This window comes from Henriciella aquimarina (assembly GCF_002088975.1).
Taxonomy (GTDB): Bacteria; Pseudomonadota; Alphaproteobacteria; order Caulobacterales; family Hyphomonadaceae; genus Henriciella; species Henriciella aquimarina.
On sequence record NZ_NCST01000116.1, the window covers coordinates 22,693 to 37,731 of the forward strand.

The window sequence follows — 15,039 nt, forward strand, 5'->3', positions numbered from 1 at the left end:
CAGCAGACAAAGGGGGCTTGATGCCCAGCCAGAGAACCAAGGCTTCCGTTATCGTGCGCAATGCGACGCTGGATGACGTGCCGAAAATCGCCGCGCTGGTGCTCAAGGTGTATGGCCGCCCCGCCGATGGCTATACGCCCGGCATGCTGCGCGGCCAGATATCGGCCTTTCCGGAAGGCCAGTTCCTGGTCGAATACGAAGGCGAAATCGTCGGCTATGCCGCGAGTTTCCTCGTTGCTGAAGAGCTGGCAATGCAGCCGCATGACTGGATCGAGATTACAGGCAATGGCTATGCGGCGCGTCATGACCCGGAGGGCGACTGGCTTTATGGCATGGAAGTCTGCGTCGATCCCGAAATCCGCCGCACGCGGATCGGCCAGCGGCTCTACAATGCACGCCAGCAGCTCTGTGAGGACTGGGAGCTGAAAGGCATTGTCTTTGGCGGGCGCATGCCTGGCTGGAAACGCCGCCGCAAACAGTATCCTGAGCCGGAAGACTATGTGGAGGCCGTCAAGGCACAGAAGATCACCGACCCGGTCATCCGCTATCATCTTCGCGCCGGGTTCGAGCCGATTGGCGTTCTTCGCAACTATCTCGAGGACGACAAGGATTCGGGCGGCCATGCGACACACATGGTCTGGCGCAACCCGTATGCCGAGGAGATCAAGCAACCGAACAAGGTCTCCTATTCCATGAAGGAGCGCGTGCGCGTCGGGACCGTCCAGGTGCAGATGCGCGCCGTCAAAAGCTTCGAAGAGTTCATGAGCAATGTCGAATATTTCGTCGATGTCTGCTCTGACAGGCGGGCCGATTTCGTCGTCTTCCCCGAGCTCTTCACGCTGCAACTCCTCGCCTTCGAGAAGCGCAAGCTTTCACCGGCTGAATCGATTGAGGCGCTGACCAAGTATACACCGCGCTTTATCAAGGAGATGCGTGACCTTGCCATCTCCTACAACATCAACATCATTGGCGGCTCCCACCCGACGCGCACTGATGACGGTGACATTCAGAACGTTGCCTATGTCTTCCTGCGCAACGGCTCGGTGCATGCGCAGGAGAAGGTACATCCGACGCCTGATGAGCGTCACTGGTGGAACATCAAGGGCGGCGACACGGTCGAGGTTATCCCGACCGATTGCGGACCGATCGGCGTACTGATCTGCTACGATTCAGAATTCCCTGAACTTGCTCGCCGCCTCACCGATGAGGGCGCGCGTATCTTGTTCACGCCCTTCTGCACGGACTCCCGGCAAGGGTATCTGCGGGTGCGCTATTGCTGTCATGCCCGCTGCATCGAAAACCAGCTCTATGTCGTCACGTCTGGCTGTACCGGCAATCTGCCCAATGTCGAGAATATGGACATCAACTACGCCCAGTCAGCGATTTTGACGCCGTGCGATTATCCGTTCGCCCGTGAGGGCATTGCTGCCGAGATCACCGAGAATGTCGAGGCCGTCGTGATGGCCGATCTCGATATGTCGGACCTCTCCTTCGCGCGTTCCGAAGGCACGGTGCGCAACCTTCGCGACCGGCGGTTTGACCTCTATCGCGTCGCCTGGAAACATGGCGGGTGAACCTGCCGGCGCTCAGCGAAAACCGGCCATTGCGGCTGGGAAGTCTGATGCTGCTCTATGCCGCCCAGGGCGCTCCGGAAGGCCTGCTCTATATCGCGATCCCGGCCTGGTTTGCCGCCCAGGGCATTAGCGCAGAAGCGATTGCCGGCTATGTCGCAATCATCCTGCTGCCCTGGAGCTTCAAGCTTTTCAACGGCGTACTCATGGACCGCTTCACCTGGGCGCCGATGGGACGAAAGCGGCCCTGGCTGATCCTCGCCCAACTGCTGCTGATCGCCAGCCTGATCTGGTTTTCCGGACTGAGCAGTCCGGGCGAAGCCCTCCCCTGGTTTGCCATTGCGGGCTTTGCGGTGAACTTTGCCGGGGCTTTCCAGGACGTCGCCATTGACGGCATGGCGATCGACATTCTGGGCGAGCATGAACGCGCGAGCGCGAATGGCCTGATGTGGGGCGGCAAGACGCTTGGCACGGCCGGCTTCGCCTTCCTCTCCGGCAAGCTGATCAGCGACGAGACAGGTCATGGCGTCGCCGCGATTGCGACGGCAATTTTCGTCGGGCTCGTCATGCTGCTGCCGCTTCTTCTGCGCGAGCGGGCCGGTGAGAAGCTGCTGCCATGGACCGCCGGGCAGGCCGCGCCGGTTACGAAAGAGCGCCAGCTGACACGCTGGTGGCCGCTTCTGCGCAATGTCGTCTCGGCCATGCTGAGACCGGCCAGCCTGGCGCTTGGCGCCGGGATCCTGATTGCGTTTGCCGCCTATGGCCTGAAGACCGCCTTTTCACCGACGCTTGCCGTTCAGGAGATTGGCTGGGAGCGCGAAATCTTCACCAATCGCGATGCGACCGCAGACTTGGTGGGAGGGCTGTTCGGCATCTTCGTTTCGGGCTGGCTGGCCGACCGGGTCGGCCCGATGACCGCCCTCGGCGGCGCACTGGCGGGCATGGCCGTGCTTAATGGCACTGGCGTCCTTTTCTGGGAGGAAGGGAGCTTCTACTTCGCTTACCTCCTGGTCTACAGCGTATTCTTCGTGCTGATGTCGGTCTGCACCTATGCCATCGCGATGGGCCAGTCGCGCGGGACGGTCGCTGCGACTCACTTCTCCATCTTCATGGCGCTGCTAAATCTCGGGACCAGCTTCGGCGCCTCACGGCTCGAACAAGTCCGGGGCATGGGCGGCTATGAAGCCGCCTTTGCCATCTGCGCGGGCTTGAGCGTGATCGCTGTGGGCGCTTATCTCCTATCGGTGCGTTTGGACCAGCACAAAACGTCTTCATCCATTCTCGGCGACGAGGAAATGCGCCTGTAGCGCTGCGACCGGCTTCTCCCGCTCGGCCTGCCAGGCTTCGGCGCGCACGCTAGCCATGCGCCGGCCCAGCTTGTGTACAATCGCCCGGGCATAGAGGTCTTCTCCCTTGGCCGAGCGCAGATAGTCGATCGTGATATTGATCGGCTTGGGCGGACGTGACAGCTCCGATTGCAGGAAGACCTGCGCCATTGCCGTGAGTTCCAGAAAGGCACCCGTGCAGCCGCCATGCAGGGCCTTGATGGCGGCATTGCCAATGAACTTATCCTGGAAAGGCAGAACGGTCGTCATCTCATCGCCCATGATCTCGCAGCGCAGGCCGAGATATTGCGCAAAGGGCGTGCGGTCGAGAAAGGCTTCAAGCTCTTCGGCACGGTTCATGAGGAGCTTTCCCCCATCATCTTGCGGGCGTATTCGACAGCTTCATTGCCGCTGGCCCATTTGGAAATGTCATTCAGCGCAAAGGCGCCCGCGGCGGTCGCGATCACCTTCTCGCGGGTCTCGTGATAAGCCCAGGCATGTGTGAAAGCGACGTTGCGCGTGAGGTGATAGCACTCGGCCTCGGCAAGGATGTCGCGTCCTTTTTCAGCGGGCCGCATATAATCGATGCGCAGATCTAGCGTGGCCATGGATTTCGGCTCCCGCAGCGCGGTGTTCGCCGCGACCCCACAGAGATTGTCGAGGAGCGCGGTCAGAACACCGCCGTGAATGACCCCGGAATCCGGATCGCCGACAAGATCCTCCCGCCACGCAACCTTGGCAAAAGCGCGCCCGCGCTCAATGCCGGTCAGCTCGAAGCCGAGCGCCTTGGCCCAAGGCACATTGTTCATGATCTTGGGAGCGTTCTTGCGCATCAACTCGTAGAGAAGCGCATCCTTGTCATCCTCGTTCGACATTTATCTGTCCCGCTTCCGTTGGGTGAAATTGACGTTGCCGCAAGCGTCGATACCATCCTTCGGAGAGAGCGCAATGCATAGCGCTACGGGAGGATACAAATGGCTTTCGGCGGATCGTCCAAGGGCAAGGCCTGCATTATCGGCGCCGGTTGCTCCGGCTTTACCATGGCTAAGCGCCTGAAGGATTACGGCATCGCCTATGACTGCTTCGAGATGTCGGACGACATTGGCGGCAACTGGTACTACCGCAATCCGAACGGGCTCTCATCCTGCTATCAGAGCCTGCACATCGATACGTCGAAATGGCGCCTTGCCTTCGAGGACTTCCCAGTGCCGGATGACTGGCCTGATTTTCCCCACCACGCTCAGCTCTTCCAGTACTTCCAGGATTATGTCGATCATTTCGGCCTGCGCGACACGATCACTTTCAACACCAAGGTGGAGAAAGCTGCCCGGCGCCAGGATGGCGACTGGGATGTAACCCTCTCAAGCGACGAGACACGGACCTATCAATGGCTGTTCATCGCCAATGGCCATCACTGGGATGCGCGCGTGCCGGACTATCCCGGCGAGTTCAACGGCTACCAGGTCCATTCCCACCACTATCGCGATCCGTTCGAGCCCTATGACTTCCGCGGCAAGCGTGTGCTCGTCGTCGGTGCGGGGAATTCGGCGATGGATATTTCGTCCGAGCTTTCCCAGCGCCCGATTGCCGACAAACTGTTCATTTCCATGCGCCGCGGGGTTTGGGTGCTGCCGAAATACATGAACGGCCAGCCGGCCGACAAATCCGTCCTGCCCGGCTGGATGCCGACCAAGATCGGACGCAAGCTTGCCCGTGCCGCCATCAAGAAGCGGGTCGGCATGATGGAGGATTATGGCCTGCCCAAGCCCGATCACGAACCGCTGGACGCCCACCCTTCCGTCTCGGGCGAGTTTCTGACTCGCGTCGGATGCGGCGACATCGCGCCCAAGGGGGCAATGGAAAGGCTCGATGGCGATGGCGTGGTCTTCAAGGACGGCACACGCGAGCAGATCGACGCGATTGTCTGGGCGACCGGCTATAATGTCACCTTCCCTTTCCTCGACGAGCCGGAGCTGACGCCCAAGAACAACAAGCTGAAGCTCTTCAAGCGGATGGTACGGCCAGGTTTCGAAAACCTGTTCTTCCTGGGCCTTGCCCAGCCATTGCCGACCCTGGTGAACTTCGCCGAGCAGCAGTCAAAGCTCTGCGCCGCACAGATTGCCGGCGAATACGACTTGCCGGCGCGCGACGAGATGGAAAAGATCATCGAGGAAGACGAGCAGTTCCACCTCGGGCATTTCTATGACGCCCCGAGACACACCATGCAGGTCGACTTTAACGCTTACGTAAAAGACCTTATGAAAGAGATTGAGCGGGGGCGAAAGCGGGCCAAGGCGCCAGCCTGAGGCCCATAGCCAGCATGGACCTCCCTCATGAGACAGATTGCGCTCATAATGTTTGTTGTTCTGATCTGGGCGACAGGCTGCGCGACATCCCCAAGACAGGCCACGGTCAAGCCGCCGCCGGCCATCTCGGCGACGGCTTCGGTCTCCGCTGAACAGGGGCCCTTCCAGCCGGACGCCAATCTCTATCTCTGCCCGAATGCGACGATTACGAACGCGCTTGCGCATGATAGCCGCAACCGCGTTCTGAATTTCAATCCGGTCGTCCTTGTCGACGGAAAGGTCGTCATCACGCCCGTGCCGGTGAACAATGCATGCATGACGTCCGGGTTCGGACACCGCTCGGGTCGCGATCATAACGGCCTCGACCTCAAATCCTCGCCGCCCGGCACGATTTATTCAGCCGCCCCGGGCATTATCCGGGAAGCCAAATATTCCAGCGGCTTTGGCAATTATGTCGTCATCGACCACGGTCAGGGCGTTTTCACCCGTTATGGCCACATGGCGCATCTGGCGCGTGGCGTCCAATCCGGCCAGAAAATCGGTTTCGGCCAGCCACTCGGCGTGATGGGCCAGACCGGCAATGCGACCGGCATCCATGTCCACTTCGAAATCCTGACCGGCAACTACAACACGCCCAAAAGATCGTTCGGCCTGACGCCCCGCAATCCGCTTTCCTTCCCGCCCTATACCGGCCAGGCTTCCGGCAGCTAGAGATCGGCACCCAGACCAGTCCGCCGGCGGATGGACCTGCAGCGCGACTCAGCTAGTAAAGTTGACGGAGCGTCATTAGTCTGATTGCTGAAGCGATCAAAGCGGAAGGCAGGGTATGAATTCAATCGCCAAACCCGTCGCAGCCAGCGGCAAACGGGCAAAGACAAAAGCGGCAAACCGGCAGGCGATCCTGGCGGCTGCGCGTCAGGTCTTTGCGCGGATCGGCTTCGATGCAACGACCGTCCGCGACATCATCCGCGAGACAGACCTCGCCTCAGGCACGTTCTACAACTACTTCAAGTCCAAGGAAGAAGTCTTCGAGGCCATCGCCGGGGAGAGCGCCAAGCGCTTCCGGCCCAAACTGCAGACTGTGCGAGAGGAAGCCAGCTCTTTCGAGGAGTATATCCGCGCCGCCTATGCCGCCTATTTCACCTTTCTCAAGGCCGAGAATGAAGAAGCGATCAGCAATGGCGCCCCGCATATGGCCCTTATCGGCGTACGGGTCGACACCCCCGAGATGCACGCCATCTTCGACGAGATCCGGACCGACCTTGAGGAGGTTGCCAAATCCGCCAATATCTCGCTCGGCGACTCCGAATACCTCACTGCCTCTGCGATAGGGATTGCACGTGAGCTCGGGGACCATATGCTGCAGCGTCGCCCGGTCGATCTTGAGGGGGCGACGCGGTTTGCCACCACGCTCCTGCTTGAGGGTGTGAAGGCAATCGCGGCCAGACCGAACTAAAACAGAGCGTACCGACAAGAGGGAGTGTCCGATGAGCCTGCAAGTGACAATCGCCAAGCTCTTGCTGAAGCTGCCCGGCAATCTTCTCTACAAACTCGGCGGGGGCAAACCTGTCGAGATCAATGGCCGGGTCATGGACCCGCAATTCCAGTTCATCGCGCATGGGGCCAAGAACCAGCCGCCCATGTCCTCGATGCCCGCTGCCGATGCACGCGCGGCCTCCGCCATGGGGCTGGAGATGTTTGCCGACGAGCCGGTCTCCGGCGTTGAATGGCGCAATCAGGACATCCCCTCCGACGGCAAGCACAGCATCCCGGTCCGCATCTACCAGCCCAACAATCAGGACCCGAAGGCACCGGTCATGGTGTACTATCACTTCGGTGGCGGCGTGATCGGCGATCTCGAAACCTGCCATGTCTTCTGCACCATTCTCGCGAAACGGGTGCGCTGCCCGATTGTCTCGGTCGATTATCGCCTGGCGCCGGAGCACAAATTCCCGGCCGGCCTCAATGACTGTATCGATGCCTATGAATGGGCACTGCGAAATGCAGCCTCACTTGGCGCGCCTGCCGGTGTCGCGACCATGGGCGGCGACTCCATGGGGGGCAATTTCACCGCCATTGTTACGCAGGAGATGATGCGCGAGCGCAAACCGAAGCCGCTCCTGCAACTGCTCATCTATCCGGCGACCGAGCTGGAAAACGAGTTTCCGTCCTATACGGCCTTCGGCGAAACCTACCCGCTGTCGGCAGACACGATGCGCTGGTTCATGGAGCAGTACCTACCCGAAGGCCAGGACCGGTCGGACGTCCGCCTCTCACCGGCCCGCGAAACACGGCTGGAAGACCTTCCGCCCGCCATCATTGTGACAGCCGGTTTCGACCCGCTTGTCGATGACGGCGCCGCCTATGCCGAACTGCTTCGCCGTTCGGGCGTCGATGTGACCTATAAGTGTTATGACGGTCTCGCCCATGGCTTCACCGCCTTTACCGGCGTGGTGAAAGAAGCGCGCAAGGCGTGTGAAGAGATCGCCGGCATGGTCGCCGACGCCTATGCCGATTTCGAGATCGAAGACGACGACTAGACTCTAATATTGGCCGAGGCGGGCGCGAAGGTTGCCGGCCGTCTCCGAGGCGTCGTAGACATTCGGATTGCCGCGCGGCTGCGGCCCGTAGCCGAGCATGATTTCCATCGACTGATCATAGGCCAGTACGTCTTCGCGCACCGTATCGGTGCCGCCATAGCGGGTCACCGGTTGGGCGCGCGTCGTACAGCCGAGCAGCCCGCAATCACGCTGCAGCTCGTAATCAGTCTCGAAACCGCGATTCTCAAACCGTGTGCGTGTATCCCTGTCTGTGGTCGTCGCATTGGCCACGACCTCAAACCAGTCTGCGTCCTGCTCAAGAGTCAGGTCCGCAGCGCGAAGAAGAGCGAGGTCACGAACCTCATTGGCCGTCTGAGTTTCGTCGCCAGTATAAGAGACGCGCCAGCGATTGTTTTCGATACGATAGGCATCGAATCCCTGCTCGCCCGGAGCAGAGGCCTGACGATAGGCAGGAGATGTTGCGCAGGCGGCTATTAGCAGGGCACCGGCGAACAGGCAGAAAATGGGGCGCATGGGAAGCTCTTCATAAAAAGGTGCAAGCGGATGATTGCGGCATAAACGCGCAGAAAATCATCCGGTTGCGTCATCCGGCACTTTCCTTTGGCCCATACGCTCGACAGGAGAGGCCTCTTCCTCCTAACGTGCAGGCCAGCGTCAGGGGAGAAATCGAATGCGTCTTGCGATCTTGGGCTGTGCCTTGTTCATGCTGACCGCTTGCCAGGCAAACGGCCAACCGGCCCCGGCAGCACCAGCTCCGCCTTCTCCGGAAACCGCAGCGTATGATCCAGACTCTCCCGACATGGAGACACGCAATGGCTTCATAAAGCTCGACGTCGATACGGCCGGAAACAAGATCTTCGCTCACCTGCCACCGGCCGGGGACGACGGTGTCTCGCTGCGCCTCATCCATGCCGTGCGGCTTACTGCCGGACTCGGCTCCAACCCTGTCGGCCTCGACCGCGGCTGGGGCGAGAGCGGGGAGATCATGGTCTTCCGCCGTATGGGCGACAAGGTGATCCTTGAGGTCGAAAACCAGACCTATCGCGCCGACGATGGCTCTCCGCTGGAAGCGCGCGCCGTGCGCGAGAGCTTCGCCTCTTCTTTCGTTGCAAGCGCCGAGATCGTCTCCGAGGACAGCGAGGGCCTGGTTATCGACCTGACCGACTACCTCACTGGCGACTCGCTCAACCTCGTCCAGCATCTCAAGGATTCCGAGCAGGGCACGTTCACGCTTGCCGAAGACCGCACCCTGGTGGACACAAACAATGTCTTCACCTTCCCGGACAACACGGAAATTGATGTCTTCCTGACGCTCAGCAGCGACGATCCGGGCGCGGAGGTTTCCACCACGGCGGCCAATGGCCGGGATGTCACCCTCATCCAGCACCACTCCTTTGTGCGCTTGCCCGAAGACGGCTACACGCCGCTGCCTTCGGACCCCCGCGTCGGTGTGATCGAGAAAACGCATTTCGACTACAGTGCCAATCTCGACGAGCCGATCGAGCGCCGGCTGGCGCGGCGTTATCGGCTGACGAAAGATGGGACCGGCCAGGTGGCCGACCCAATCGTCTTCTATGTCGATAGCGGGGCCCCGGAGCCGATCAAATCGGCCCTGATCGAGGGTGCCAGCTGGTGGGCGGACGCTTTCAACGCGGCCGGATACCCGAATGGCTACCGCGTCGAGGAACTTCCCGAAGGCGCACATCCGCTCGATATCCGCTACAATGTCATTCAATGGGTCCACCGCCAGACACGCGGCTGGTCGTATGGCGGCGGTATCTCCGACCCGCGCACCGGCGAGATGCTTAAAGGCCATGTCATCCTCGGCTCGCTTCGCGTGCGCCAAGACCGGATGATCTTCGAAGGTCTCGCCGGCACGTCCAAGACAGGCACAGGCGCCGCAGATGACCCTGTGGAACTGGCCCTCGCCCGCATCCGCCAACTGTCCGCGCACGAGACCGGTCACGCGCTTGGCTTTGCGCACAATTTCGCTGCCAGCACTTATGGCAAGGCCTCTGTCATGGACTATCCAGCGCCGGACATCCGGGTGACGGATGGTGCCCTGGACTTCAGCCATGCCTATGACACCGGCGTCGGAAGCTGGGACACATTCGCGGCAACCTGGCTCTATGGCGACCTCACAGAGGGTGAACGCGACGATCTTGTGCAGGACGCGCTGGCACGCGGGCTTGTCTATGTCGCCGACCCGGATGCCCGCTCACCGGGCACCGGCCATCCACTCGGCAATATCTGGGACAATGGCCCCGATCCGGTGGCCACCCTGAACGAGACCATGGCCGTGCGCCGCATCGCGCTGGACGATTTCGGTCGGGACCGGGTGAAACCCGGTGAACCGATTGCCGATCTCAACAAGGTGATCGTGCCGATCTATCTCTATCATCGCTACCAGACGGCGGCCGCAGCCAAGCTGGTTGGCGGCATGGCCTTCAACTATTCGCTGCGCGGCGATGGCCAACCGGCCGCCGAGATCGTCGCACCCGAAAGACAGCGCACCGCCCTGGACGCCGTGCTGAAAACGATCGAACCGGCGACCCTCGATCTCGATGACGATGTCCTGGCGCTCCTGACGCCCGGCATCGACAGCTATGTGCTGGCTGACAATAATCGCGAGCTTTTCGACCGGGCTGCCTATCCCGCCTTTGACACCGTTTCGGCGGCGGGCACGGCGGCCGATATGACCCTCGACATCCTCCTTGACCCGAGGCGTATCGCCCGGCTGATCGAATTTCACCGGCGCGATGATAACCAGCTCGGCGCGGAGGAGATGTTCACCACCATCCGCGAGACGGTCATGGCCAAAGCCTCCTCCGGCCGCACACAAGCCATCGCCGAGGCTGTGAGGACCCAATACGCCTTTGGCCTGATGGATCTGGCGCAAGCCGACACGACATCGGCGGTGAAGGCGGCGGCGACTATTGCGCTGAGCGACCTTGCCGAGGCGCTGACGGCTGACGGCAGTGCGCAAGCCGGGTGGCTCACCGACAAGATTGAGGCGTTTGAAACCCGTCCGGCAGAACCAGCCACCCCAACGGCGCCGGCCAAGGCCCTCCCGCCAGGCGGGCCGATCGGCATGGCGCCCTACGAGACCTGCTGGCACTGCGGAGAGCTGGATTAAGCCGTAAGGGGCTCTCCGCCTCGGCCTCAGTGCGCCCGGCGAACAGGCCGGCCGGGCATAACACCGGTGTCCAGAACGCCCTTCGAGATGAGAGGCGTGCCGCCAACAATCACGAAACTGAAGCCTTCAGAGGTCTGCGCCGGACGGGCAAAGGTGGCGCGGTCGCTGACGGTCTCGGGGTCGAAGACAACAATGTCTGCATCCGCGCCCTCCTGGAGCCGGCCTTTGCGCTTCATCTGAGGCACTGACTCTCCCAGGATCTGCGCCGGGATCAGGCTTGTCTTTGCGAGGGCATCGACAAGACTCAAGGCTTCTTTTTCGCGGACATAGACGCGCAGGAATTTCGAGAAGGTCCCGGCACTGCGCGGGTGAGACTCCGCATCCTCAGGCAGCGGCCAGACATTGCCCGTGATCCGCTCTCCGTCGAGCGCCCAGTCTCCTCCATCGGACGCAATGGCACCGCCCGGATAGAGAACCGACTGCGCCAGAATCTCGGCATCCGCCTCATTTGTATCCGGGTGGATGAAGTGCACGACGATATCGGTGCCGGGCGCCTCGGCCTGGAGCCGGTCGAACTCTTCGTCCGACAAGGGGTCACCATCGCGCGTGAAATCAGATTTCTCGATACCGCCCATGCGAGCCTGCCAGTCCTCACCCTGGAACATTGCTGCCCCGATCGACGTGGCGCCGGCCCCGTAAGGATAGGCTTCGACCGTTATCGGGACACCGCGCGCCTGGGCGCCTTCAATCATCTGCCGGATCGTCGGGATATCGCGCTGGGCTATACTGTTGAGGTGGCAGACATGCATGTGCGCACCGGTTGCCGCTGACACGGCCACCATTTCCTCAAACCCTTCAAAGGAACTGTCAGGCTCGACGTTGGAGAGAAAACGGGCATGGGTGAAGGTCGGCACGTCGTTCTCTGCGGCCAGCTGGTGGAGCTCGTAATATTCCCGCCGGCCGGACTCCGGCGCATAACCGAGCAGGACGCCAATACCGAGGGCACCTTCATCGAGCCCCTGCTGCACCATGTTCATAATGGCCGCACGCTGCGTCTGGCTTGCCAGGTCGTATTGCCATGAAGGCTCGCCCATAAAGTCCGCGAACCATTCCATGTCTGTCGACGGGGCCGTGTCGGTAAACTCTGCAATACGCGCATAGGCCCAGCTGACAGAGGCGCCGTAATTGATCGCCCGCCCCTCTTCGGCGGCTTTTTCGTAGAAGCCTGCGACGGGCAGGACACCCGCTTCCAGCTCGAGGGCCGTCGTGACCCCGTCAAAGGCCTGCATCCGGCCCGCCGGAATGGACATGCCATGCGCGTGGAGGTCGATAAAACCGGGCGCAACAACAAGACCCTCAGCGTCGATCACCTGCGCACCCTCGAGTGCATCTTCTGTCACAGCGACGATCCGGCCATCCTCGACACCAATATTGCGGACCGCGTCCAGCCCGGTCTCCGGATCGATGGCCCGGCCGTTCAGGATCACCAGATCATAGCTCCCTTCCTGCGCCACCGCCGGTGTGAACGACAGGACAAGGCCCAGGATGAGCCCTACCGCGTTAAGTCCTCTCATGATCTATCCTCCATGCGTGTTACCGCCCCGGACCGGGGCTGGAGCGCGCGGCCCCGCTTTCCGATCAGTTCTTCCTCGTAAAATCCAGATCACGGAAGTCGAAGGAGAAGTCGGTGGTTTCCGACACCGCTTCCATCGTCATACCGCTGACAGTGCCGTCCTCTTCCGAGAAGATGACATAGGCATCGGCGTTCAGATTCCGGTCCGGCCACCGCGCAACGAACTTGTCGTCAGCCACAGGCACAAGTGGAGCATCCAGCGCTTCCGAACGGCTCATATCGATGAAGAGCGCGCCCTGGCGGATCTCGATCGACACCGGTCCGTACCAGGGATCGACATATGTGCCGGTATAGGCCTCGAGCGGACGGGCGGGCTCGACCGGCTCTGTCTTCGTTTCCTCGTCCAGGCCGGCATCCTTCTTCGCCGTTTCCTGTTGCTGCTCGTAATAGCCGGCCAAAGCACCAATCCAGTCGGACTCCGATTCCGGCTCTGCCGCTCCGTCGAGAATCTGCAGGGCCAGCGCACTCGAGGCTGGCGTGAAACCATTGCTCACGACGAAGACGGCAATATCCTCTTCCGGCAGGATCCCGAAATAGGAGGTGGCGCCAAGCAGGCCGCCGCTGTGGCCGACGAACAGGTCCCCATGCAGATCCCGCAGAACCCAGCCGAGCCCATAAAGGGAGAAGTGTATGTTTCCCAGCTTGGCGAGCATCGGACTCACCTCCTGCGGCGTGACGGGGCTCCACAGCTCCTTGAGCTGGGCCTCGGAAACCAGCCGTGTGCCATCTTCGGTCGTGGCATCGTTGAGCCAGAACTGGGCCCATGTTGCGAGGTCGGTGATGGAACAGCTGAGACCGCCGGCCGGCGCGGAGGCATCGCCCATGATATAGCGCGGGTCGATCGGCTCATTCTTGCCGCTTCCGGGCTGCGGCATATGCTGGGTGATCGTGTTGTCGGCGCCTGCGGCTTCTGACGGCAAGGCCTTGCAGGAGGCCATACCGAGCGGCTCGAAGATGCGGCTTTCGATGACGTCGGCCCAGGGCTTGTCCTCAATGCGGGACAGGACTTCCCCGGCAACGATATACATCAGATTGTCATAGGCATATTCCGACCGGAAACTCGTCGAAGGCGGAATGTTCTTGATCGCAGCCAGGACAGCGGGCACGTCCGGGTTGGCGTCGGGGAAGACGAGGAGGTCACCAGCGCCAAGCGGCAGGCCGGAGCGATGCGTGACCAGGTCACGGACCGAGAACTCAGCCGTGATATAAGGGTCCGACATTTCGAACTCGGGAATGAAATCGCGGACCGGGTCATCCCAGGCAAGCTTTCCCTCATCGACCAGCATCGCGAGCGCCGTCGTGGTGAAGGCTTTGCCGATTGAAGCGAAGGGCAAAAGCGTATCTTCGTCGATCTTTCCGGACGGCTCGCGGACGTCGCGAATGCCATAGGTCTCCTGAAAGAGGACCGAGTCCCCCGAGACGACGGTAATCGCCAACCCCGGAAGCCCGAAGGCCTCTATCGTTTCCCTGGCCTGGGCGTCGATCTTGTCGGTCGACACCTCCGCCATGCTGGCATTCGCCGCGCAAAGCGCGCTGATGGCCGCAGCTGTGAATGTCCGGAATGCCCTCATCTTCATTCTCCTGCATGCTTCTTAGGGAGAGACTTCCGCACCCTAGCCGTGTTTACAAGACATAAAACAGCTTTTTTGAAAAATAAGGCATCCTTAACATCACCATTGACGGCCTTATGATCAAAACTCTGGCACAAGAGCGAAAAGTACGGCACTTAAGCGCCATGAAGAAAAATTCCGGCAGCCGAAGCGAGAAAATCAACGGGGCAGACCCCGCCGACGCATATGAACTCATCATGGACGCGATTGTCACCCAGGAGCTCGCGCCCAGCCAAAAGGTTTCGGAAAACATCCTGACCGAGATGTTCGACATCACCCGGACTACGGCTCGCAACATCATGGAGCAGCTGACGGCACAGCAATTTCTCGTCTCCATCTCACCGCGGATTACACGCGTGGCGCCGCTGACCTTGCTGGACGTCAAACAGAACTTCGAAATGCGCAAGATGCTGCAGCCGAACATCTTCGCCATGGCCGCCCCGCATATCGATTACGACAGGTTCCGGAAACTGAACGACGCTGTCTCTCACAAGGGACAGATCACGGACGAGGCGACGGCGCTCTCACTGCTCAAGGCCAACAAGAAGTTCAATGTCTTCATCGCCCAGCAGATCAAATACCCGCTCCTGATCCACTGGATCAGCCAGCTGGAAGACACGACGATGCGCATCTACTGGCTCTACATCAAGATGAAGGGGACGCTTCCATTCACCTGGGAGCATCAGCGCGACCTGATCGAGGCCATGCGCAACGACCGTTCCCGGGATATCCGGGAACAGACCCACAAGATTCTCTCCAAATCCGAAGAACGGGTCCTGGATGCCATCTTCCTCCATGACCAACTCTACAAACAGGATCTGAGACTTCCGTCGGATACCGAATAGGCCAGCAGGCCTGCTCCATCGCTCCTTCTCCTTCCGGCAAATTCCCCACCAC

At 60.8% G+C, this 15,039-nt stretch carries 13 protein-coding genes; 8 read left to right on the forward strand and 5 right to left on the reverse strand.

The genetic code is table 11. The features are described from left to right. The first annotated feature begins 20 nt into the window (after nt 1–20). Together B8784_RS17615 and B8784_RS17620 are read left to right on the forward strand one after the other, a co-directional pair. On the forward strand, nt 21–1,574 hold the full coding sequence (locus B8784_RS17615) for a bifunctional GNAT family N-acetyltransferase/carbon-nitrogen hydrolase family protein (protein ID WP_084399198.1): 1,554 nt from the start codon (nt 21–23) through the stop codon (nt 1,572–1,574). Beyond that, nucleotides 1,571–2,878 carry an MFS transporter gene (locus tag B8784_RS17620; RefSeq protein ID WP_084399199.1) on the forward strand — a complete coding sequence of 436 codons (1,308 nt, stop codon included), beginning with the start codon at nt 1,571–1,573 and terminating at the stop codon, nt 2,876–2,878. Before B8784_RS17615 ends, B8784_RS17620 begins: the two co-directional genes overlap by 4 nt. On the opposite strand, the gene B8784_RS17625 is transcribed toward B8784_RS17620, so the two are convergent. Next, entirely contained in the window at nt 2,843–3,256 is a 414-nt protein-coding gene (locus B8784_RS17625) for a PaaI family thioesterase (protein ID WP_084399200.1), read from the reverse strand. The genes B8784_RS17620 and B8784_RS17625 overlap by 36 nt on opposite strands. Further along, nucleotides 3,253–3,771 carry a PaaI family thioesterase gene (locus tag B8784_RS17630; protein WP_233356219.1) on the reverse strand — a complete coding sequence of 173 codons (519 nt, stop codon included), beginning with the start codon at nt 3,769–3,771 and terminating at the stop codon, nt 3,253–3,255. The genes B8784_RS17625 and B8784_RS17630 overlap by 4 nt, the downstream gene beginning before the upstream one ends. A gap of 99 nt (nt 3,772–3,870) precedes the next feature. Between B8784_RS17630 and B8784_RS17635 the strand changes: the two genes are divergently transcribed. The 4 genes from B8784_RS17635 to B8784_RS17650 all read left to right on the forward strand — a co-directional run bounded on the left by B8784_RS17635 (nt 3,871) and on the right by B8784_RS17650 (nt 7,742). After that, nucleotides 3,871–5,202: a flavin-containing monooxygenase gene (locus B8784_RS17635; RefSeq protein ID WP_084399201.1), complete on the forward strand. Its 1,332-nt coding sequence runs from the start codon at nt 3,871–3,873 to the stop codon at nt 5,200–5,202. 27 nt (nt 5,203–5,229) lie between these two features. Beyond that, complete coding sequence (locus B8784_RS17640) at nt 5,230–5,913, forward strand: M23 family metallopeptidase (protein ID WP_084399202.1); 684 nt, start codon at nt 5,230–5,232, stop codon at nt 5,911–5,913. 115 nt (nt 5,914–6,028) lie between these two features. Then, on the forward strand, nt 6,029–6,658 hold the full coding sequence (locus B8784_RS17645) for a TetR/AcrR family transcriptional regulator (RefSeq protein WP_084399203.1): 630 nt from the start codon (nt 6,029–6,031) through the stop codon (nt 6,656–6,658). A 31-nt stretch (nt 6,659–6,689) separates the two neighbouring features. Further along, nucleotides 6,690–7,742 carry an alpha/beta hydrolase gene (locus tag B8784_RS17650; RefSeq protein ID WP_084399204.1) on the forward strand — a complete coding sequence of 351 codons (1,053 nt, stop codon included), beginning with the start codon at nt 6,690–6,692 and terminating at the stop codon, nt 7,740–7,742. Between the two features lie 3 nt (nt 7,743–7,745). Here B8784_RS17650 and B8784_RS17655 read toward each other — a convergent pair whose 3' ends face one another. Next, a complete protein-coding gene (locus tag B8784_RS17655; protein WP_084399205.1) occupies nt 7,746–8,276 on the reverse strand; it encodes a CC0125/CC1285 family lipoprotein in 531 nt (176 codons plus the stop codon). Between the two features lie 286 nt (nt 8,277–8,562). On the opposite strand from B8784_RS17655, the gene B8784_RS17660 reads away from it, so the two are divergent. Continuing rightward, on the forward strand, nt 8,563–10,899 hold the full coding sequence (locus tag B8784_RS17660; protein WP_158085739.1) for a zinc-dependent metalloprotease: 2,337 nt from the start codon (nt 8,563–8,565) through the stop codon (nt 10,897–10,899). Between the two features lie 26 nt (nt 10,900–10,925). Here the strand turns inward: B8784_RS17660 and B8784_RS17665 are convergent, their stop codons facing one another. After that, nucleotides 10,926–12,473, reverse strand: coding sequence for an amidohydrolase family protein (locus B8784_RS17665; RefSeq protein ID WP_084399207.1), 1,548 nt, complete (start codon nt 12,471–12,473; stop codon nt 10,926–10,928). Between the two features lie 64 nt (nt 12,474–12,537). Next, nucleotides 12,538–14,103: a serine hydrolase gene (locus B8784_RS17670; RefSeq protein WP_158085740.1), complete on the reverse strand. Its 1,566-nt coding sequence runs from the start codon at nt 14,101–14,103 to the stop codon at nt 12,538–12,540. A gap of 236 nt (nt 14,104–14,339) precedes the next feature. On the opposite strand from B8784_RS17670, the gene B8784_RS17675 reads away from it, so the two are divergent. Beyond that, a complete protein-coding gene (locus B8784_RS17675; protein WP_233356220.1) occupies nt 14,340–14,987 on the forward strand; it encodes a GntR family transcriptional regulator in 648 nt (215 codons plus the stop codon). Nucleotides 14,988–15,039: the final 52 nt, after the last annotated feature.

Bases quoted from the DNA above. Each gene is read 5' to 3' on its own strand.
- B8784_RS17615 (WP_084399198.1), top strand. From the start codon at position 21: ATGCCCAGCCAGAGAACCAAGGCTTCCGTTATCGTGCGCAATGCGACG.
- B8784_RS17625 (WP_084399200.1), bottom strand. From the start codon at position 3,256: ATGAACCGTGCCGAAGAGCTTGAAGCCTTTCTCGACCGCACGCCCTTT.
- B8784_RS17630 (WP_233356219.1), bottom strand. From the start codon at position 3,771: ATGTCGAACGAGGATGACAAGGATGCGCTTCTCTACGAGTTGATGCGC.
- B8784_RS17635 (WP_084399201.1), top strand. From the start codon at position 3,871: ATGGCTTTCGGCGGATCGTCCAAGGGCAAGGCCTGCATTATCGGCGCC.
- B8784_RS17640 (WP_084399202.1), top strand. From the start codon at position 5,230: ATGAGACAGATTGCGCTCATAATGTTTGTTGTTCTGATCTGGGCGACA.
- B8784_RS17645 (WP_084399203.1), top strand. From the start codon at position 6,029: ATGAATTCAATCGCCAAACCCGTCGCAGCCAGCGGCAAACGGGCAAAG.
- B8784_RS17650 (WP_084399204.1), top strand. From the start codon at position 6,690: ATGAGCCTGCAAGTGACAATCGCCAAGCTCTTGCTGAAGCTGCCCGGC.
- B8784_RS17655 (WP_084399205.1), bottom strand. From the start codon at position 8,276: ATGCGCCCCATTTTCTGCCTGTTCGCCGGTGCCCTGCTAATAGCCGCC.
- B8784_RS17660 (WP_158085739.1), top strand. From the start codon at position 8,563: ATGGAGACACGCAATGGCTTCATAAAGCTCGACGTCGATACGGCCGGA.
- B8784_RS17665 (WP_084399207.1), bottom strand. From the start codon at position 12,473: ATGAGAGGACTTAACGCGGTAGGGCTCATCCTGGGCCTTGTCCTGTCG.
- B8784_RS17670 (WP_158085740.1), bottom strand. From the start codon at position 14,103: ATGAGGGCATTCCGGACATTCACAGCTGCGGCCATCAGCGCGCTTTGC.
- B8784_RS17675 (WP_233356220.1), top strand. From the start codon at position 14,340: ATGGACGCGATTGTCACCCAGGAGCTCGCGCCCAGCCAAAAGGTTTCG.